General features: G+C 60.9%; 12 protein-coding genes and 3 tRNA genes. 7 read left to right on the top strand and 8 right to left on the bottom strand.

What is annotated here, in order from left to right; translation table 11 throughout:
• Positions 1–121: 121 nt before the first annotated feature.
• The 6 genes from ACVWYF_RS02635 to ACVWYF_RS02610 form a co-directional block, all read right to left on the bottom strand.
• A complete protein-coding gene (locus ACVWYF_RS02635; RefSeq protein ID WP_457064325.1) occupies positions 122–1,792 on the bottom strand; it encodes a M20/M25/M40 family metallo-hydrolase in 1,671 nt (556 codons plus the stop codon).
• A gap of 199 nt (positions 1,793–1,991) precedes the next feature.
• Positions 1,992–4,529: a TonB-dependent receptor domain-containing protein gene (locus ACVWYF_RS02630; RefSeq protein ID WP_457064323.1), complete on the bottom strand. Its 2,538-nt coding sequence runs from the start codon at positions 4,527–4,529 to the stop codon at positions 1,992–1,994.
• 568 nt (positions 4,530–5,097) lie between these two features.
• Positions 5,098–6,561 (bottom strand): toxin-antitoxin system YwqK family antitoxin, encoded by a 1,464-nt coding sequence (locus ACVWYF_RS02625; protein ID WP_457064321.1) that lies wholly within the window; start codon positions 6,559–6,561, stop codon positions 5,098–5,100.
• 123 nt (positions 6,562–6,684) lie between these two features.
• Positions 6,685–7,869, bottom strand: coding sequence for an acetyl-CoA C-acyltransferase (locus ACVWYF_RS02620; protein ID WP_457064319.1), 1,185 nt, complete (start codon positions 7,867–7,869; stop codon positions 6,685–6,687).
• A 151-nt stretch (positions 7,870–8,020) separates the two neighbouring features.
• Entirely contained in the window at positions 8,021–9,028 is a 1,008-nt protein-coding gene (locus ACVWYF_RS02615; RefSeq protein ID WP_457064317.1) for a hypothetical protein, read from the bottom strand.
• Positions 9,025–10,005 (bottom strand): VWA domain-containing protein, encoded by a 981-nt coding sequence (locus tag ACVWYF_RS02610; RefSeq protein ID WP_457064315.1) that lies wholly within the window; start codon positions 10,003–10,005, stop codon positions 9,025–9,027. Before ACVWYF_RS02610 ends, ACVWYF_RS02615 begins: the two co-directional genes overlap by 4 nt.
• Positions 10,006–10,233: 228 nt before the next feature.
• Here ACVWYF_RS02610 and ACVWYF_RS02605 point away from each other — a divergent pair.
• From ACVWYF_RS02605 to ppk1, 7 genes are all read left to right on the top strand, one after another.
• Positions 10,234–10,321 (top strand) — tRNA-Ser (locus tag ACVWYF_RS02605).
• Positions 10,322–10,400: 79 nt separating this feature from the next.
• Positions 10,401–10,474 (top strand) — tRNA-Pro (locus ACVWYF_RS02600).
• A 21-nt stretch (positions 10,475–10,495) separates the two neighbouring features.
• Positions 10,496–10,569: transfer RNA gene (locus ACVWYF_RS02595), tRNA-Arg, on the top strand.
• A gap of 438 nt (positions 10,570–11,007) precedes the next feature.
• The gene (locus tag ACVWYF_RS02590) at positions 11,008–12,321 is read left to right on the top strand and encodes a T9SS type A sorting domain-containing protein (RefSeq protein WP_457064313.1); all 1,314 of its coding nucleotides are present in this window, start codon (positions 11,008–11,010) and stop codon (positions 12,319–12,321) included.
• Between the two features lie 236 nt (positions 12,322–12,557).
• Positions 12,558–14,552 carry a DNA topoisomerase (ATP-hydrolyzing) subunit B gene (gene gyrB / locus ACVWYF_RS02585; RefSeq protein WP_457064311.1) on the top strand — a complete coding sequence of 665 codons (1,995 nt, stop codon included), beginning with the start codon at positions 12,558–12,560 and terminating at the stop codon, positions 14,550–14,552.
• Positions 14,553–14,618: 66 nt separating this feature from the next.
• Positions 14,619–14,999: a RidA family protein gene (locus ACVWYF_RS02580; RefSeq protein ID WP_457064309.1), complete on the top strand. Its 381-nt coding sequence runs from the start codon at positions 14,619–14,621 to the stop codon at positions 14,997–14,999.
• A gap of 54 nt (positions 15,000–15,053) precedes the next feature.
• Positions 15,054–17,423, top strand: coding sequence for a polyphosphate kinase 1 (gene ppk1, locus ACVWYF_RS02575; RefSeq protein ID WP_457064307.1), 2,370 nt, complete (start codon positions 15,054–15,056; stop codon positions 17,421–17,423).
• Between the two features lie 186 nt (positions 17,424–17,609).
• On the opposite strand, the gene ACVWYF_RS02570 is transcribed toward ppk1, so the two are convergent.
• Positions 17,610–18,599, bottom strand: a complete 990-nt coding sequence (locus ACVWYF_RS02570) for a Ppx/GppA phosphatase family protein (RefSeq protein ID WP_457064305.1) — start codon at positions 18,597–18,599, stop codon at positions 17,610–17,612.
• 103 nt (positions 18,600–18,702) lie between these two features.
• Positions 18,703–19,926: a BamA/TamA family outer membrane protein gene (locus tag ACVWYF_RS02565; protein ID WP_457064303.1), complete on the bottom strand. Its 1,224-nt coding sequence runs from the start codon at positions 19,924–19,926 to the stop codon at positions 18,703–18,705.
• Positions 19,927–20,093: the final 167 nt, after the last annotated feature.

The raw sequence follows: 20,093 nt of genomic DNA, 5'->3' as shown, positions 1-20,093 counted from the left end.
GCGCTAATTCCGCCGTTTCAGCCGAGCGGGGAGATGGGTTGGGGCCTCGGGAAACAATAAGCCCCGCCCCTGGAAGTACCAACGGCGGGGCTGTTGCCCAAAGCGGCAGGGGCCGCCCTTCTTAGGGTTTCCCGGTATCCACGGCCACGCGGGAGTCGCGGTTGGCCAGGGCCCAGGCGGTGTGAAATACCAGTTGGGTGCGGCGGGCCAGGGCCGGAAAATCGATTTTCTCCACGTCGTCGGTGCTCTTGTGATAGTCGGCGTGCAGGCCGCTGGTGTAGTAGATGACCGGCACGTTGTGCTTGGCGAAGCTGAAGTGGTCGGAGCGGGTGTAGAGGTGCTCGGGGTCTTTGGGGTCGTTGTATTTGTAGTCGAGGGCCAGCGGGGTATACTGCTGGTTGGTGGCCTCGCTCAGGGCGTGCAACCCGATGGAAAGGCGGTCGTCGCCGATGACGTACACATAGTTGCTTCGGCCGGTGTGAAGGGTGTCCACGCGGCCCAGCATGTCGATGTTAAGGGCCGCCACGGTGTTTTCGAGCGGCAGCACCGGGTGGTCGGTGTAGTAGCGGGAGCCCAGCAGGCCGATTTCCTCGCCTACATTGGCCAAAAACAGGATGCTGCGACGCGGGCCATGTCCGCTCTTTTTGGCCTGGGCAAAGGCGCGGGCCATCGCCAGCACGCTCGCCGTGCCCGAGCCGTCGTCGTCGGCCCCATTGAAAACCACGCCGTTTTGGGTGCCCACATGGTCGTAGTGGGCCATGAGCACCAGCACTTCGTCCTTCTTATCGGTGCCTTCGAGGTAGCCCAGCACGTTTTCCGTAGTGAAAGCCTCCTTCAATTCCATTGGCTGCATTATCACTGGTTGGAAGGGCGCGGCCACGGGTTTGCCGGCGGCGGCCACAGCTTGCTGGTAGCGGGCCAGCCCGGCGGTCGTGGTGCCCAGGATGGCGGCCCCCATCTCCGGCGACACGATAAATACGTTTGAGCCCGACCCCGCTTCGGCCGGCTCGCCGGGGAAGGTGATGCGCTCATAGTGCTCAAACATGGGCTTATACAGGTCGGGCACCTGCGCGAATACCGCCGCGCTGGGCGCGATGCGAATGGTGGAACGCGGAACCAGTGCCCGGATGGCAGGTGAGCGGGCCATCATTTCGGTGAAGCCCGAATTGCCGTAGTCGCTGGCCTGCCCGGCTTTGCCCAATAGTGGCTGGCTCGCCTGGTTCAGCGGCTCGCCGAGCAGCATCACCAGGTCCTGGCTCTTCAGGGCGGCGTTGGTGGGAGCAAAATCAGCATAGCCCGCCGTGCTGATGCCATAGCCGATGAAGGTGGGGTGCAGCTCGGCGGTGAGCGTGGCGGCATCCCGCAGGAGCAGGTAATAGTCCTTGTTCACGAAGAAAGTCCGGTTGCCAACCTTCATAGACGCGCCGGGAGCTACTCGGTTCAGGGTGAACTGCTGGAAGTAGGGGCTGGCGGAGCCCGGAACCGGGCCGGCCAGGCCGTCGGCCGCGAAGGCCTGGCGGAGGTAGTCGGCGGCCATTTTTTGGCCTTTCTCGCCGGTTTTGCGGCCCTCGTATGCATCCGAGGCCAGCACGCTCAAATCCTGCTGCAAGCCGGCAGGCGTGATGTTCGCGGCGTAGTGCAGCGACCAGTCGGTGGCTTTGGTTTCAGCCCGATTGCCTTTGCCGAGCTTGGTTTTGAGCTTGGTTTTGCCCGCGTCGGCCGGGGTAGTAGGTTGTGCTGCGGTGGCCCCGGCCGCGAGCAGCAGGGCAATAACCGATAAAGATTTCAGCATAAAAAGAAGGTAGGGAAAGGAATAATGCCGGCTGGAGCCCGATGATGAAAACGATAGACGCAAGCTACCTCCCACAGACGCACTGCGACCTTATCAAACACAAAACCCCGCCGCTGGACCAAGCCGACGACGGGGTTTTTCGCAGAAAGAAGAAGGTGAGAAAAGCGGGGTGGCAAACAGAAGGGAAACGGTAAGAAACTCAGCCGCCGAAGCCGCCGCCGCCCTGGGGCGCGGCCTCGATGCGGCCCGGCTTGGCCTTGCTGGCCCCGATGTACCAGGTGAAGCCCAGCCAGCCCACGCGGCTTTCGTCTTTGGAGTAGCGGGTGCTGCTCAGCGCATCGGTGGCGATTTCGTTGCGGTACTGCTGGGTGTTGAGCAAGTCGGCGATGCGCAGGGTAAGGGCGGCGCGGTCCGAGAACAGGCGCTGGCGCAGGGCAATATCAACCTGCCCAGAGGCCAGCTGCCGGCCCTGGGCCGTGAGCTGGGCCGAGCGCACGTTGCCGCTCAGCTGCAAGTCGAGGGTGGGGCGGATGGTGAAGTTGTTGGTGAGGCGGGCCGTGGCGATGAAGGCCGTGCGGTTGCTGGCAATGCCGTTGCCGGCCAGCTGGGCGCGGTAGAGGCTGGTGCTGGCATTCAGGCGCCACCACTTGGCCAGGGGCTGGTTGAGGCTGAATTCGGCCCCGACGTTGGTGGTGGTGCCCAGGTTGTCGTAGGTTTCGGCAGTCACGAGGCCCGCGCCGGCCCCGGCCAGGCGGGTGGCCACAGTGTCCACGAAGCGCAGGCGCTGGATGGAATTGGTGGTGATGCGGGCAAACGCGGTGCTGGTAATGGTGGCCTGCCCGATGGTGAGCTGGTGGCCCAGCTCAATGTTGTGGCTGAATTCGGCCTGCAAACGCGGGTTGCCGAGGCGGTAGCTGCGCGGGTCCTGGTAGATGGCCAGCGGCAGCTGCTGCATGAAGTTGGGCCGGTTCAGGCGGCGGGCGTAGCTCAGCTGCAAGCGGTTCTGGCCCGCTTCCTTGCCAAACTCCCGGCTGATGAGGGCCGAAGGGAAAAAGCTCAGGTAGTCCTGATTGAGGCTGCCGCGCTGGGCAATGCCCTCGCCACCGGCTATGCTGCCGCTCAGGTAGGTGTATTCGGAGCGCAGGCCGGCCTGTGCGTTCCACTTGGTGCCGAGGCTATGTTGGGCGGTCACGTAGGCGGCGGGCACCACCTGGTTGGAAGTGTAGGTGAGCGAGCGGGCGGGGTCGTTCTGGAAGTCGTCGGGGCGGGTTTCGCTCACGGCGTAGCCGAAGCCATTGCTGCCTTTGTTGGTCTGGCGCTCCACTTTGGCCCCCACTTCGAGGCGGCCTTTGCCATCAGCCAGCGGATGCACGTAGTCCACCTGCCCGTACTGGATGTTGGCCACCAGGTCGAGCTGCTGCCGGGTGCCGGGCTGCGGCACGCTGCCCGAGCCGGCCTCGGCGTACTGCCGCTGCACCACCGGCACGTTGGCATCAATGGTCACGCTGCCGAAATTAGCCGTTAGCTCGCGGCCCTTGTGGGCGTCCCAGGTGCGGCGGTAGTTGCCGTCGGTTTCCAGTATTTTTACCTTCACGTCCAGGTCCTGGCGACCCAGGGTTTTCTGCACCGGGCCGTTGTTGGTTTGCTGGGTCAGGTCCTGGCTTTCGCCTTCCAGGTTGCGCTCCATGCTGGGGCTCACGTTCAGGCTCAGAGTCTGGTTTTTGGGCAACTCCAGCTCCACGCCCACGCGCATTTCGTGGTTGCGGTGAATTTCGCTGCCCACGGCCACCTGGGTGGTGCGAATGGTTTCGCCGGGGCCGAGCAGGGCGGTTTGCTCGCTGTGGCCGTGGCTGCGGTAGGTCACGTCGCGGCCGTCGTAGCCGGCCGTCCAGGTGGCCTTGCCCACTTTGCGGCTTAGGCTCAGGTTGCCGCTGTACTTGTCGGCGGTGCCCAGGTTGAAGGCGGCGGTGCCACTGGTGCCAGCGCGGGTTTCTTTTTTGGTAATCAGGTTGATAACCCCGCCACCACCGGCCGCGTCGTACTTGGCCGACGGGTTGGTAATCACCTCAATCTGGGCAATGCGCGAGGCTGGAATCTGGTCGAGGCGGGGGCCGCCGGTGCCGCCGTTGCTCACGCCCGCCGGCTTGCCATCAATGAGAATGGTTACGTTCGAAGTGCCGCGCATCGAAACCGTGCCGTTCACGTCCACGCTCACCGAAGGCACGTTCTGGAGCACGTTGGCCGCCGTGCCGCCCACGCTGCCCAGGTCCTTCTCCACGTTGATGATGCGCTTGCCCAACTCCACCACCACGGCCGCTTTCTCGCCCGTCACCACCACTTCGCTCAGCTTGGTAGACGTGGCGGCGCTCATTTTCAGGCCCGATAATTCCAGCGATGGCGCGGCCGCCGTGAGCGTAAAGCGGCGGCGCAGCACCCCGTAGTTCAAATCCTGCACCCGCAGCAAATACGTGCCCAGCGGCAGCGCAGCCGCTTTAAAAGTGCCCTGCTCCGCGGTCTGGGCCACGGTCACGAAGGTGGAATCGGCAGCGCGGAGCAGCAGCACATCGGAGAAGGGCACGGCTTGGCCGGAGCCAGCCTCCACCAAGCTGCCGCTCACACGGCCGGGGCCGGTGGCCTGGGCCATTGCGGCCCCAACGGGCAGAAAGAGCAGCGTAGCCGAAGCCAGCAGCAGGCTGCTAAAAGAGAACGAAGCGAGCGGTGTGAAAAGGGTTTTCATGGTGATGCAGTGAAAGAGGTGAGGTCGGGCGAGGGGCGGCTCAGGTCCGGCAGCGGCCGCGGTTCCGCTGGGAAGGTGAGGAGTCCGGGTCCGAATCCCCGGTGAGTGAGAAGCTGCGCCAGGTAGCAGGCCGTCTTTGGTACACGCTGACAACAGCTACCGGGCGTTGTATAGAACAAATGTAAAGCAGGTACTTTGTAACGCAAGGTACTGTTTGAATAAATTTATCTTAAGCAAAGCTTTCGAAATTGTTACCAGTTGAAATTCAGGGAATAAGCGCCAAAAAATAATTTTGGCGTATAGGCCTCAGAGGCCGTGGCGGAAGGGTGGGGTTCGGAATATCAGATGCAAGGTTGCCTCCGGCGGTTGCCTGCGTTGCTTGGAATTAACTCAGGAGCACAAAAAAAGCCCCGCTTGGTAGGGCGGGACTTTATGATTTGAGGCAGAAAGCAGGTCATGCCGAGCGCAGCCGAGGCATCTCGCGTGAGGTAGTAATCAAATCGAAGTAACAAAGCGAGCGAGATGCCTCGACTACGCTCGGCATGACCTGCTTTCAGAGTACAAGCGGCTATTTCCGCTTCAGCGGGGGCCGGGGTTGTACCCGGTAGGGCTTGGTTTTGGGCTGCCGGATGGGGTCGGTGACCTGCTGGCCGTTGCGGTAGGTCACGGTGCGGTCCACGGTGATGCCGTCCGCTTTGTAATAGGTCCACAGGCCACTTTGGCGGCTGTTGCGGTACAGCCCGCTCACGGCCAGGGTGCCATCCTCACGGTATTCTTTAAACGGCCCCTGAATCTGGCTGCGCACGTAGGTGGTTTCCTTGCGCAGCTTGCCCGAGGGGAAATATTCCTGGCCTACGCCGCCCAGGAAGCCATTTAAATACGGCTGGCGGTTCTGCACCTGGCCATTCTCGAAGTAGGTAAGCCGGTCGCCCACCAGGCGGCCGCTGGGGCCGTAGGTTTCGGCTTTGCGCACGGCCTTGCCGTCGGGGTAGTAGTCGCGCCAGGTGCCGGCGGGGCGGTTGTTCTTGTACTGTTCCTCGGCCTGCACCACCTTGCCGGGGGCATCCTGGTAGCGCGTGATTTTACGGTCCTTGCCGCCGTTGCTATAATCGGTTTCCTCGTGCGGGTTGCCGGTCACGAAGTACTCGATGCCCTTGCCCGTCGGCGTACCGTTGCGGTACGTCAGCTTGCTCTTGATTTGGCCGCTCTCGTAGTAGCTGGTGGCCGGCCCGTCGAGGTTGCTGGTGCCGGTGGGCGGCAGCACGCTCTTGGTCAGGTCGTCGCCGAGCCGGTTCTTCACCGGGCGCTGCACCAGCGGGGCGGGTGCGTAGGTGCTCTCCGTCTGGAGCTTACCGCTGGGGTAGTAGCTGCGGTAGCGACCGCGCCCGTTCTTGTCGGCCAGCACTTCCACCTCCACCTGATTGTTGGGATAGCGCGTGATGTAGGGCCCCGACAACAGCCCGCGCGTGAAGCTGCCCTCGCTCTGCACCACGCCGTTGGGGTAATAGAATTTCACCGCGCCGTTGGGTTGGCCATTGTCGTAGTTTACTTCGGCCTGCACTTTTCCATCGGGATATACAGCCCGTAGCGCACCGTTGGGCTGGCCCTTTACCAACGTGGTTTTCAGCCGAACGGAGCCGTCGGGGTGGAAGTAAGTTAGCTCACCATTGGGCTCATCATCTACAAAAAAGCCGTTCTGGGCCGGTTTGCCGTCGTCGTAGTACGTCGTGAATGGCCCCTGTCGGATGCCGTCGCGGTAGGTGGCTTCCAGTCGCCGCTTGCCGCTCGGGTGAAACTCCACGTAGGCCGAATCACGCTTGCCCTGCCGGAAGCTGGTCTGCTGCTCCAACTTGCCAGTGCGGTAGAACCGCTTGTAGCTGCCCTGCGGCACGGTATCGGCCGCCACCAAAGCGGTGTACACCTCGCGTTTGTAAACTTTGGTTGAGTCGTAATAGGTAATAAATCGTTTCAGCCGCTGCCCGTGCGAGGGGAGGGCCAGCAGCAACAGCAACACAGGCAACAGGTATTTCATAGGCGAAAGAACGCAGGAATTGGTGTTTCCGTGCTGATGGGGCTTCGTGCTAAATTTCGGGCCAAAAAAAGCCCCGCCGATTTTCAACGGCAGGGCTTCCTGAAATAAATAATAACGCAACGGTTACAGCGCCTCTACCACAATTGCGCTGGCTCCGCCGCCGCCGTTGCAGATGCCCGTCACGCCGATTTTACCGCCCTCATTCTTGAGCACGTTCATCAGCGTGGTCACGATGCGCGCGCCGGAAGCCCCCAGCGGGTGGCCCAAACTCACGGCTCCGCCGTACTTGTTCACCTTGCCGCCATCCAGGTTCAGCAGCTTATTGTTGGCCAGACTCACCACCGAAAACGCCTCGTTGATTTCGTAAAAGTCTACGTCGGCAGCCGTCTTGCCGGCATTTTTCAATGCCTTCGGAATGGCCAGCGAAGGCGACGTCGTGAACCACTCCGGAGCCTGCTCAGCATCGGCGAAGCCCAGAATGCGGCCGATGGGCGTGAGGCCCAGCGCGTCGGCTTTCTCGCGGCTCATCAGCAGCACGGCGGCCGCACCGTCGTTCAACGTCGAGGCGTTGGCGGCCGTCACGGTGCCGCCCTCTTTAATAAAGGCCGGTTTCAGGCCGGGGAATTTGGCGAAATCCACTTTCAGATATTCCTCGTCGTCCTCAATCACCGTGGTTTTGCCGCGGCTCTCAATGCTGACGGGCACAATCTCGTCTTTCTTTTTACCGGCCTTGGCGGCGGCGGCGCTGCGGGTGTAGCTCTCAATGGCGAAGGCATCTTGCTGCTCGCGGGTGATGCCCATTTCTTTGGCCGTGTGCTCGGCCGCGTTACCCATGGCGTAGTCGTTGTACGGGTCCCAGAGGCCATCGCGCACGAGGCCGTCAATCATCTGCCCATGACCGTACTTAGCGCCAAAACGCGCCTTGTCAAGGTAGTAGGGCACGTTGCTCATGCTCTCCATGCCACCGGCCAGCACCACATCCGACTGCCCCAGCATAATGCTCTGAGCCCCCATCATAATGGCTTTCGAGCCCGAAGCACACACCTTGTTCACGGTCGTGCATTCCACGGTGTCAGGCAGACCGGCTTTTTTGGCCGCCTGCCGGGCCGGAGCCTGGCCCAGGTTGGCCGAAATCACGTTGCCCATAATCACTTGGTTCACTTCCGAACCGGCCACACCAGCCTTGTCCAACGCGCCTTTCAAGGCAATGGCCCCCAGCTCCGTAGCCGACAGCGAAGCGAGAACTCCGCCAAACGAGCCAATCGGCGTGCGAACGGCCGAGATGATGACAACTTCTTTAATCTGCATAATTCAGGAAAATAAGAGGGTTGGGGTGGGATGTTGAATCAGGCCGCAAAAGTACGGAATTCAAACGCCCCGGCCAGCAGCTTGCCTAACAGGTGTTAGCCCTGTATGAGTTGCGATGACGATTGACTTTTCAAAAACCCGAAGCAAAGGCCTACCACGTCGGCTTGCTGGGGTCCGGGTTCTGCGCGGCCGGCCGTGTGAGCTGTTGCAAATACTGCTGCTCCTGCGCCCTTAGCGTTTCCAGCAGCTGCCGGGCCTGGGCCGGGCTCAGGTTCATGGCTTGCAGGCGCTCGCGCTGGGTTTGCAGGCTGAGGTCGGCGGCCGTGGCGGCGTCGGCGCCGGGCCGGTTGCTGCGGCCCCCTGCTGCCGACTTGGCGGTGCTGTTGGTGCGGTCTAGGCCCCGTTGGGTACCGGGCGTGGCCCCGCTAGCTACGGGTTGCGCCGGGCCGGTGCCGGGCGCGCGGCCGCCGTTGGCCGCGTTGCCCGGGTTTTCGGCGGGGCGCTGGTTGTCCGGCTGGCCGGTCGCGTCGGGCCGGCTGGCCGGGGGCGCGGCCGGGGAGGGCGGTGCGGGCTTGTTGTCATCAGCTTCGCCCTTGCGGTCCGTGCCCGCCTTTTCTGCCGGCTTGTTTTTTTCTGCTGAATTTTTCTCGTTCGGGTCCTTCGGCTTGGCAGGGGCTGACGCTTTGGGCGGGGCCACAATCTGCGGGCTGTTGGGCCGGCGGGCTAGGTAGTCGCTCACCGCTTCGTAGTCGAACCGTGCTCCGGCATTGGTGGGGTCCAGCAGCAGTGCCTGCCGAAGCAGGCCCAAGGCCTGCGCCAACTCGCCCCGCTGGGCCGCCAGCACGGCCAGCTGCTGCCTCGCGATGCTGCCCAGCCGGGCCGGCGTGCCCGCCAGCAAGCGCCCGTAAGTAGCCTGCGCAGCCCCCGGCTGGTTGGCCAGTACCTGGGCATGGGCCAGGTTGAGTACCAGGCGCGGGTCCGGACTTTTCTGGCGCTGGGCCGCCAGCGCCGCGGCAAATGCCTGGGCCGCGCGCCCGGCATTGCCTCCCGTGTAGGCCGCCGTGGCGTCGGCCACGGCCACGTTCCGGTCGCGTACCCCCGTCAGCAGGCTCCAGGCCGGGCCGCCCAGCAGCAGCAGAACTAGCGTGAGCTGCTTCATGGCCGGATAATGGTAATGGTGAGTACCACATCAAGGGCCAGCAACAGCAGCGCTACCACCAGCGGGTAGCGGTAGCGGTTGTCGGCCACGGCTACGGTGCGTACCTGCTCAGCGGTGCCCTGCATGGCGCGCAAGGAGCGCAACAGCGGCCCAAACCCATTCTGCTGGTTGGTTAGCTCCCCGTACTGCCCACCGGTTTGGGCTGCCAGTTGCAGCAGCGGGGCTTCGCGCAGGCGGGTTTGCACGGCCCGGCCCCGGCCATCCGTTACGAAGCCGCCGTTGGCCTTCGGAATTTTGGCTCCCGCCGCCGTGCCCACGCCCACCGTGTATATGCGGGCTCCGGTGCGGCCTAGGGCGCGCAGCGTCGGCTCCAGGTTTTCGCCAAAGTCCTCGCCGTCGCTTACCACTACCAGGGCCGTGGCGCGGGGCGGGGCAGGGTTGCTGGTAGTAGGGGCCACCGTCAGCCTGCTCAACAGCAATTCCAATGGTGCCTGCAACGTAGTGGGGCCGGCGGGCAGCAGGCTGGTGCGCAGCGTGGCAATAAAGGTTTGCACGGCCGCCTGGTCATACGTGAGCGGGCATTGCACCACTGCCTCCGCCCCAAACACCACCAGTCCCAACCGGTCGGCCGGGAACTGGGCCACCAGGTCCTGCAGCTCGGCCTGGGCGCGGAGCAGGCGGGTGGGGGCCACATCGGCAGCGTCCATTGAGCGCGATACATCCACCAGCAGCCACACGTCTTTGCCGGCCGTGCGAACGGGCCGCTGGCTCACGCCCAGCGACGGCCCCAGCCCGGCCGCCAGTAGCAGCCCACCCGCTACTATGCGCAGCAATGCCTTCCAGCCACGATGGCGCGGCCGGCTGCCCAGCAGGTGCGCCAGCCGCCCGCCCCGCCGCCAATGCCACGCCAGCAGGCTCAACAGCAGGCCCAGGACCAGCGCCGCCACTACAAAATCAGGATAAGCCCAGGTCAGCACAATTGGTCAGAATGAGCACCAATATTACTACGCCCGGCCGGGCTACCCATTTTTTTACGCTTATCAGCCAGCGCAAATCAAGGGTCTAACGGCCTGAGCCGGTTGAGAAAACGGCCCGTTTGAAATCCTTATTTTTTAGCGGCTCAGAGATTTTTTTTTGCAAAAGCATGGCTCTTTCAGTTCTGCCCGTATATTTGCACCCGCTTCAGACGGAAGCGAACAACAGCCGGAGAAGTGGGTGAGTGGCTGAAACCAGTAGTTTGCTAAACTGCCGTAGCTCTAAAGGTTACCGGGGGTTCGAATCCCCCCTTCTCCACTATAATGTTGGGTTGCGAAAGCAGCTCGTTGGGGCTCCACCCAATAAGTCGTTTTTTAAACTCAGCATTATTTTTTTTCGGGGTGTAGCGTAGCCCGGTATCGCGCCTGGTTTGGGACCAGGAGGTCGTAGGTTCGAATCCTGCCACCCCGACATTTTTTTTTGCCCCGTTTCGACCCCGTAGCTCAGCTGGATAGAGCAACTACCTTCTAAGTAGTCGGTCTTTGGTTCGAATCCAAACGGGGCCACTGTACAAGGCCCTCCCCACCACGGGGAGGGCCTTTTGCATTTCCAGGCTGGTGATATCAGGGAAGACTCCAACAGTGGCAGGAGGCAGCAGGCTGTTTGGAGAAATACCGCCAACACCGATTTTCTCCAAAGCTCATCCGCTATTTTGAGGTAAAATCCATAACCCTTCTTATCTTGGACCCCGAAAGCAAATCCCCTCAATTTATGCGTAGTAGCCTGAAGGCCGCTGCCTGTTTCCGCTGGCCACCCGTTTTTACATCCTTCACCCCCTCAATCTTCACCCCGTTACCATGAAAAAATCCTTACTCTTTTTGGGCCTGCTTGGGTTTACCGGTCATGCTCATGCGCAAACTAATCCCTGGACCCTTGTTAATACCCCTACCAGCAACATCCTGAGCGAATCCAGTATCGTTAGCCTCAATACGTTATCAGCAACCATGGTTTGGGGGGTAACTTCCAACCGGGTGGCCGGTGCCATTCCGACCACGTACATCCGCAGCAACAATGCAGCCGGTGACCAGTTTGACTGGGGCGATATTTCGGTAACTCAAGGCCCGTCCAACAGCGCCACGGTTGGCAATATCAGCGGGATAAGTGCTACTACCGCAGTCGCCTGCGCCTATCCGGGCAGCACTTTTGACAATGCTCACACTTCCCTCTACGGCGGCGAGATTGTGAAGACTACCAACGGTGGTCAGACTTGGACTAAGAAAACGACGCCCGCGCAGTTTCAGGGTGGTTTTTGCAACTGGGTACACATGTTCGATGCCACCACGGGCGTCGCTTTGGGCGACCCTACCGGTGGAGCCTTTGAAATTCTGCGTACCACCGACGGTGGTGATAACTGGGTGCGTCTCACCAGCAACATTCCCACTCCGCTCACCGACGAGTACGGCAACGCTGGGGCGTTCTTCTCGATAGGTAACACCATTTGGGTGGGAATGGCTTCGCAAAATCAGACTTCGCAGGTTCGAGTGTTCAAATCGACCGATAAGGGCTTGACTTGGACGGCTTCAACCCCAACCCCGATAACGTACCTTGTTGATAAAATCGCCTTCAAAGATGCCAACAATGGCATTGCGTATGGCTACAATACTTCGGGTACGCCAGCTACTATCTCGTCCATAACTTATGCCCGTACCAGCGATGGTGGCGCAACTTGGACGCAGATAGCGCCCAATAATACGCCTACGGGCAGCCTGTTCCGTTTCGACATTGACGCAGTAAACGGTGTGTATTACAGCGTAGGCCAGCGCTTCCCCGCTTCTGCTCCGGCAATCGCGGAAGATTTTGGCTCATCTTATAGCACTGACGGCGTTAACTGGACCAACATGACAACCAGCCAGGGCTATTTTTCGGCTGATTTTATCGCAGGCACCACTTCGGGCTCCGTGGTGGGGTATGGCGGTGCCGCTACGGACGTTAACGGCGTAGGTGGCATATACAAATTCTCGCGCACCAGCCCTTCAACTGCTACCCGCAACGCGGCCCTGCAAAGTGCCCTGAACGTGTACCCCAACCCCAGCGCTTCGGGCGTGTTCAACGTGGACTTGGGCTCGGAGCTGAAAACGGGCGCATTGCTCACCGTTTCGGACGCCTTGGGCCGTCTGGTAAAGTCGCAGACCCTCAACGCGGCCACTATCGGCTCGCACAAAATCAGCCTCGACCTGAGCGGCGAGAAAACCGGCGTATATACCCTGCAAATCCGCACGGACGCTGGCCTGGCCACCCAAAAAGTGGTGATTGAATAAGTGGCTAACTTGTTTCGAAAAAGGGCCTTTCTCTCCGGAGCAAGGCCCTTTTTTGTGCCGGTTTACCGGCCCTGGCAGCCCCCGACGAATACCCGTTTCCGGGGCAGGGGGAAATGAAAAAATCCGAGGATAAATACCGCGAAAAATACTCAAAATGGGATTAAATATGTACTTTTGAGTGTTCAGTACCTAGCCGCCCGTGGGGCGGTTTTATGACCTGATTTAATCCCGCCCTCATGAGCGAAACGAAAGAGAAAATCCCCCAGTCGGATTATTCCGCCGACAGTATTCAAGTACTCGAAGGATTGGAGGCCGTGCGCAAGCGGCCCAGCATGTACATCGGCGACACGGGCCTGAAAGGGCTGCACCACCTGGTGTGGGAGGTGGTCGATAACTCGATTGATGAAGCCCTCGCCGGGCATTGCGACCTGATTAACGTGACCATCAACGAGGACAACTCGGTGACGGTGCGCGACAACGGCCGCGGCATTCCCGTGGACTGGCACGCCAAGGAAGGTAAATCGGCCCTGGAAGTGGTGCTCACCGTGCTGCACGCCGGCGGCAAGTTTGACAAAGGCTCATACAAAGTATCCGGCGGCCTGCATGGCGTGGGCGTGAGCTGCGTGAATGCACTCAGCACCGACCTGAAAGTGACTGTGCGCCGCAATGGCCACATGTACGAGCAGGAGTATAAAATCGGCTTCCCGCAGTACCCGGTGAAGGAAGTGGGCGACACCGACGAGCACGGCACCGAAGTGCAGTTCCTGCCTGATGCCAGCATCTTCACCGAAACCGTGTACCAGTACGACAAGGTAGCCGGCCGCCTGCGCGACCTCTCGTATCTCAACAAAGGCATCCGCATTACCCTCACCGACCGCCGTGAAACGGTGGAAGACGGCAGCTTCCGCGGCGACGATTTTTTCTCGACCGGCGGCCTGCGCGACTTCGTGCAGTACCTCGACGGTGAGCAACGGCCTTCGCTGCTCTCGGAGCCCATTTACGTGGAGAGTGAGAAGGGCGGCACGCCGGTAGAAGTGGCGTTGCAGTACAATACCTCGTACCAGGAAAACGTCTATTCCTACGTCAACAACATCAATACCATTGAGGGCGGCACGCACGTAGCGGGCTTCCGCTCGGCCGTAACGCGGGTGCTGAAATCGTATGGCGACAAGAACAAGCTGTTCGAGAAAGCCAAGGTGGAAATCACCGGCGACGACTTCCGCGAAGGCCTCACGGCCGTTATCTCGGTGAAGGTGATGGAGCCGCAGTTCGAAGGCCAGACCAAAACCAAGCTGGGCAACTCCGAAGTGAGCGGCGCGGTGAACTCGGTGGTGGGCGAAATCCTGACCCAATACCTGGACGAGAACCCTAACCAGGCCAACCGCATCATGGAGAAGGTGATTCTGGCCGCCAAGGCCCGCATCGCCGCCCGCAAGGCCAAAGACATGGTGCAGCGCAAAGGCGTGCTGTCATCGAACAGCCTGCCGGGCAAGCTGGCCGACTGTTCGGAGTCGGACCCCGAAATCTGCGAACTGTACCTTGTCGAAGGAGACTCGGCTGGTGGCACGGCTAAGCAGGGCCGCAACCGGGCGTTTCAGGCCATTCTGCCGCTGCGCGGCAAAATCCTGAACGTGGAGAAAGCCCAGGAGCACCGCATTCTGGAAAATGAGGAAATCAAGAACATGATTACCGCGTTGGGCGTGAGCTTCAACGAGCGCAAGTCGCTGGCTTTCACCACGGAGGACGACGGTACCGAATCGGGGCCGCTGAACTTCAGCAAGCTGCGCTACCACAAGGTCATCATCATGACCGACGCTGACATCGACGGTTCGCACATTCGGACGCTGATTCTGACCTTCTTCTTCCGCTACATGCGCGAGCTGGTGGACCGGGGCTACATCTACATCGCCCAACCGCCGCTCTACCTCGTGAAGCGCGGCAAAGAGGAGCGCTACTGCTGGAACGAAGAGGAGCGCATGGCCGCCCAGGCCGACCTGGGCCGCGGCAAGCCCGAAACGGTGAACGTGCAGCGCTACAAAGGCTTAGGCGAAATGAACGCCGAGCAGCTCTGGACCACCACCATGCAGCCCATGACCCGCACCCTGAAGCAGGTAACCGTGGAATCGGCGGCGGAAGCCGACCACTTGTTCTCGATGCTGATGGGCGACGAAGTGGCCCCGCGACGGGACTTCATCGAACGCAACGCCAAGTACGCGAAACTGGACGTATAGCTTGCGTTTCAGTAAAAAGGCCCGCTGCAAAGCGGGCCTTTTCTTTTACCCTTTTTTGCTTGGGCAATGCGACAATTGATTTCTTCCGGGGCACCCTGGGAAGCCGTGGTGGGCTACTCCCGGGCCGTGCGCGTGGGCAACGTGGTGGAAGTGGCCGGCACTACCGCGCAGGACGGTGACACCGTGACCGGTGCCGATGCCTACACCCAGACCAAGCGGGTGCTGGAAAAAATAGGAGCGGCACTTAATGCGGCCGGTGCATCGTTTGAGGATGTGGTGCGCACGCGCATGTTCGTGACCGACATCTCGCAGTGGGAGGCCGTGGGACGGGCGCACGGCGAAGTTTTTGCGGCCATTCGGCCCGCGGCGTCCATGCTGGAAGTTAAGGCGCTGATTGACCCGCGATTGTTGGTCGAAATTGAGGCCACCGCTATTATTTCCGCGTAAAGTGTTATTCACGGGGCATATTTCACGTATTTTGCTCCGTCATCTTTATCCATTATGAAGCTCTTCAAGTCCGCCGACCTTATCCGCAAAAGCAAATACATCAGCCGCGATTTGAGCTGGCTGCGCTTCAATTACCGCGTGCTCGACCAGGTGCAGGACGCCAGCCGGGGCCTGTTTGATAAGCTCAAGTTTCTGGCCATCACCAGCTCCAACCTGGACGAGTTTTTCATGATTCGGGTGGGCTCGCTGTACAACTACCTCGATTACGGTAAGGAGCGGATTGACTATTCGGGCCTGCGCGAGCTGCCGTTTCGGCGCAAGCTGCTTGATTTCGCGCACCGTTTTGTGAACGACCAGAGTCTGACGTATCTGAATGAGCTGAAGCCCAACTTTGAGAAGAACGGCTTCAACATTCTCAAGATGAGCGACCTGACGGAGCTGGAAGTGAAGAAGGCCGACGGCTACTTTAAGAACACCGTGTTCCCGCTGCTCACGCCGATGGTGTACGACTCGTACCACGGGTTTCCGCTGATGATGAACCAGATGCTCATCTACGGGGTGGTCACGCGCATTGGCAACGGCATTGCGGTGGGACTGGATGGCGAGGCCGAGAAAGGGCAGGAGCGCCTCACCTTCGTGCAGATTCCGCAGAACCTGACCCGGTTTTTTGAGCTCACGCGCAAGGATAAAGTCATTTTCGTGCCCATTGAGGAAGTGGTGCGCGAGTTTCTGCCGCGCCTGTTCCGCAACGTGGAGATTGTATCGGCCGACCTGTTCCGCATCACCCGCAACGGGGATTTCACGCTGGAGGAATCGGATGACATTGACAACGATTTCATCAAGGAAATTCAGGTGGGCCTCAAAACCCGCAAGCGTGGCCGTGTAGTGCGCGTGGAGGTGGAGCCCAATGCCTCGGTGGTGCTGATGAACGTGCTGCGCGAGCGGTGGAATATCGACAACGGCAACGTATTCGTTATCAATTCACTGATTGACTTGAAAGGGCTGTGGCAGATTGTGCGCCATCCCAATTTCCGGGGCCGCGCCACCAAAACGCCGGCTTCGGTGCAGCCGTTGAGCCTGCCCGAAGGAGCCGACGACAATCTGTTTGAATACCTCAAGCACCACGACGTGCTGCTGCACCACCCCTACAACAGCATCGAGCCGATGGTGCGGCTGCTGGAGCAGGCGGCCGTAGACCCGCACGTACTGGGCATCAAGCAAACCATCTACCGCCTGGCCGATGATTCGCGCGTATCGGCGGCGCTGCTGAAGGCAGCGGAGAACGGCAAGCACGTTTCGGTGCTGTTTGAGGTGAAGGCGCGCTTTGATGAGGAGAAGAACATTCGGGAAGGCGCGCGGCTGGAAAAGGCCGGCTGTTTCGTGATTTATGGAGTGAGTAAGTACAAGACGCACACCAAGTTGCTCATGATTATCCGCAAGGAGGGCGAGAAGGTGACGCGCTACGTCCACATCGGCTCGGGCAATTATAATGAGCAAACCTCGCGCCTTTACACCGATGTTAGTTTGCTGACCACCAACGACGTGTATGGCCACGACGTGTCGGAATTCTTTAACGTGATTACCGGGCACTCGCAGCCTGACGACTATGAGTACCTCATCACGGCGCCAAAGGACATGCGGCAGCAACTCATCCACCTCATTCGGGAGGAAGTGAAACACGCCAAAAAAGGCTTGCCCAGCGGCATCGTAATGAAGATGAACTCGCTGGAAGACAAGGAGATTATCGATGAGTTTTACAAGGCGGCGAAGGCGGGCGTGCCCATTCGGTTCATCGTGCGGGGCATTTGCTGCCTGCGGCCGGGGCGGCCGGGCCTGAGCGAGAACATTGAGGTGCGCAGCATCGTGGGCGAGTACCTGGAGCACACGCGCCTGTTCTACTTCCACAACGGCGGCGATGCCAAGGTGTACGCCGGCTCGGCCGATATTATGGTGCGCTCCTTCGACCGTCGCATTGAGGCGCTGTTTCTGATTGTGAATCCGCAGCTGAAGCGGGAAGCCATCAATATTCTGATGATGAATATGATGGATAATCAGAATAGCTACGTGATGCGGGAAGACGGGGCTTACATCCGGCAGCACCCCGCCCCCGGCGAGCCGGTGGTAAACGTGCATAAGGACTTTTTCAAGCGCGATGAGGCCCAGCTGGCTACCGCCACGGCCGAGGGCCTGCTGGCCCTGCTGGGCGTGCAGGCTCAGCGCCGCGCCGATGTGGCCGCCGCCCTGGAGGCCTCGGAAGCCGCAGCGGCACTCAGCGTGGTAGAGGCCCTTGAAGCCAGTGCGCGGGACGATTCCTTCGGGGAAGGCGGCGAGAATGGCGACTGTGAGCCCGATGAAGCCTGTGACGATGATGCCACGCCCGTGGGCCATATCGACGAAGCGGCGGTGAACGCGGCAAAAGTGTAAGCATCCGCTTGCCATTGCGAGCGCAGAGCGGCAATCCATTCGCTCGAAGCAACCGGACCTGAGAGGTGACCAAGCTGTTGTTAAAATAGAAAAGCCCCGACACTGTATCGTGTCGGGGCTTTTTGCTGTATAGAACGCAAGCGTTAAAGTGGCTTTATCACCTATCAAGAATGGTCGCTTTAACTCTTATTCCATCTCGGCCGGGCTGTTCTGCATGTCGGGCACGGGGAGGATGGCGGGGTGGCCACCTTCGGGGCTGAGCTCGTCGAAAAACTCCTCGAACAGGGCTTGCAGCATGCCGTCTTTCAGGCCGATGTCGGGTACGACCATTGTGGTAACGTTGGCCCACTGCATGGCCGAAAGGTAGATGTGGCCGGCGGGGATGATGACGTCGGCGCGGTCGGGGTTGAGCATGGCCACGTTCACGCGCTCGGTCATGGTGAGGCCGGCGAGGCGGTTGAGGGTGGCCTCGATGCTGCGGCGGGTAATGTGCTTGTCGGGGGCCGAGGACGTGAGGCTGTAGATTTTGTTGATGTTGCCGCCCGTGCCGATGGCGCGGGTGACGTGGTATTTGCGGGCGTTGTGACGCACCCAGGCTTCCATGCGGGTCCAGAGCTCGGCCTGGGCTTCGGTACCAGCCAGGCCGCTTTCTTCCTGCTGCATGCGGCGGATGGAGCCGATTTCGAACGACTGCGCAGCCACCTTGCGGCGGTCGTGGTAGATGTTGAACTCGGTGCTGCCGCCGCCCACGTCGATGTGCAGGTAGTGGCGCTTGTCCTCCAGTACGTGCTCGATGACGCGATTGATATAGAACGCTTCGTCCTCGCCGTCGATTACCTTGATTTCCATGCCTAGCTCCCGGCGCACGCGGGCCACGATGGCCGCGCCATTGGCCGCCGAGCGCATGGCCGAGGTGGCGCACACGAGGTAGTGGGCCACGTCATGCACTTCCATCAGCAGGCGCAGGGAGTGCAGGAATTTGACGAACTTTTCCTCCTTGGCGGGCGAAATCTCGCCGCTGGCAAATACGTCCTCGCCCAGGCGCATGGGAAAGCGCACGTATTCCACGCGCTTGAGGCGATAGCGGCCTTCGTAGTACAGCACGGCCGATATCTGACAACGAACGGCGTTGGACCCAATATCAATGGCGGCGAGCTTGCGAAGGGGGAAATTCATGCAGGGCGGGGAAATAAGTAAAAGCCAAAGGTAAGCCGCCGGGCGGGGCTTTAGGCATCGATTCTGGCAGCCTGGCGGGCATTCTTGTTGAACCCGTACTTACTCAAAAAACCTCGCCCAGGTTCAGCGACAAGCCACTGGAACCGTCGGCCCCGAAGCCGTAGTCGATGGCCAGGTTGGTCTGGGAAACCTTGTTGAGACGGATGCGCAGGCCGGCTCCCGCGGCCGGCACTATTTTCTCGAAGCGCCGGCTTTCCTGCTCGGTCACGCTTTGGGCGTTGGCGAAGACCACGCCGCCCAGCAGGCGGTTGCGGCTGATGCCGTAACGGTATTCGACCTCGCCGTATAGCAGGTCATCGCCCCGAAACCGGCCCTGGATGAAGCCCCGGCCAGTATTGCTGTACGTGTCCCAGCCGGTGCTGGGCAGGTCGAGGAAGGGTGGATTGCCGGCGATGGTAACGGCGCTGTAGGACCAGAAGGCCAGGATATTGGCCGAGCGGGGCGACGGGTGCAGGTAGGTGCGGGCATCCACGAGCAGCATTTCGGAGGCGGTGGTACTGCCGAAGGCTTTCAGATTGGTGCGCAGCTGGGTGTTGAGGTAGCCGCCGCCCTGAGGGTTGATGGCGTTGGCGCGGCTGTCGTGCAGCAGGGCCAGCACCGGCCCCGATGACACGGACGTGCCCTCGACCCCATAACGGTAGCGCGAAATCCGGCTCACCTCCCGAAAAGCATTGCGGCTCACGATGTTCCAGTGGTAATCGAGCTGGTAGCCCAGGCCGGCGTACCAGGCGGGAGCCACGCGGCGCAGGGCGCTTTCGTAAATGCGCAGGTAATCGTAGTTCATGCTCACCACGCGGTCGGTGGTGGAGGTATACATGCCCAGGCCGTAGGTGCTTTGCGGGTAGCGCATCAGCCGCCAGTCGCCCACGAAATACCAGCGGTTGTCGGGCAGCCAGATGGAGGACGTGGCCGTGATGATGAGCTGGTCGTTGGCGGTGTAGGCCGCCCCGGCCAGTACCGTCGACACATTAGCGCCCGGGCGGGCAAAGGCCAGGCTGAAGGCCAGCTGCGCAATGCCGCCGGTTTGCTGGGTGTAGCCGAGCACGGGCACCACCAGCAGGGCTTTCTGGCCGCGCTGCATCGAAAGGGAATCGTGCGCTTCCAGGCGTGGGAAAGCCAGCCGGGCCACGTCCACCATATCGGCGGACGACGGCAGGGGCGGAGCATTCTGGGCAGAACCCGTCCGGGCAAAGCTTAGGGCAAGTAGTAATCCGGCGACCCTGGGTTGGTTGCGCAATGGAGACAAGGCGCGAAGCCGAGAGAACATATGAGAGGAGCCGGAAAAGACCGGGCAGGTTTTGCCCGACCATACCAGCATAGACCCCTAAGGTACCCGAAGGTTACATCGGACGGCCCGGCACTCGGCCAATGGCCGGTACTGGTCAGCAGTATGGCAGCTGGGGCGGTTGGAGAAGTTGGCCGCCCCGGTAAATT

The organism is Hymenobacter sp. UYAg731 (assembly GCF_054061335.1).
Note: the sequence above shows the minus strand (reverse complement) of the source record. Positions and strands in the feature narration are given on the sequence as shown.

What these genes read in the sequence shown, in the direction of transcription:
- ACVWYF_RS02580 (WP_457064309.1), top strand. Translation starts at nt 14,619, where the DNA reads ATGCGACAATTGATTTCTTCCGGGGCACCCTGGGAAGCCGTGGTGGGC.
- ppk1 (WP_457064307.1), top strand. Translation starts at nt 15,054, where the DNA reads ATGAAGCTCTTCAAGTCCGCCGACCTTATCCGCAAAAGCAAATACATC.
- ACVWYF_RS02635 (WP_457064325.1), bottom strand. Translation starts at nt 1,792, where the DNA reads ATGCTGAAATCTTTATCGGTTATTGCCCTGCTGCTCGCGGCCGGGGCC.
- ACVWYF_RS02615 (WP_457064317.1), bottom strand. Translation starts at nt 9,028, where the DNA reads ATGAAGCAGCTCACGCTAGTTCTGCTGCTGCTGGGCGGCCCGGCCTGG.
- ACVWYF_RS02625 (WP_457064321.1), bottom strand. Translation starts at nt 6,561, where the DNA reads ATGAAATACCTGTTGCCTGTGTTGCTGTTGCTGCTGGCCCTCCCCTCG.
- ACVWYF_RS02565 (WP_457064303.1), bottom strand. Translation starts at nt 19,926, where the DNA reads ATGTTCTCTCGGCTTCGCGCCTTGTCTCCATTGCGCAACCAACCCAGG.
- ACVWYF_RS02620 (WP_457064319.1), bottom strand. Translation starts at nt 7,869, where the DNA reads ATGCAGATTAAAGAAGTTGTCATCATCTCGGCCGTTCGCACGCCGATT.
- ACVWYF_RS02630 (WP_457064323.1), bottom strand. Translation starts at nt 4,529, where the DNA reads ATGAAAACCCTTTTCACACCGCTCGCTTCGTTCTCTTTTAGCAGCCTG.
- ACVWYF_RS02590 (WP_457064313.1), top strand. Translation starts at nt 11,008, where the DNA reads ATGGTTTGGGGGGTAACTTCCAACCGGGTGGCCGGTGCCATTCCGACC.
- ACVWYF_RS02570 (WP_457064305.1), bottom strand. Translation starts at nt 18,599, where the DNA reads ATGAATTTCCCCCTTCGCAAGCTCGCCGCCATTGATATTGGGTCCAAC.
- gyrB (WP_457064311.1), top strand. Translation starts at nt 12,558, where the DNA reads ATGAGCGAAACGAAAGAGAAAATCCCCCAGTCGGATTATTCCGCCGAC.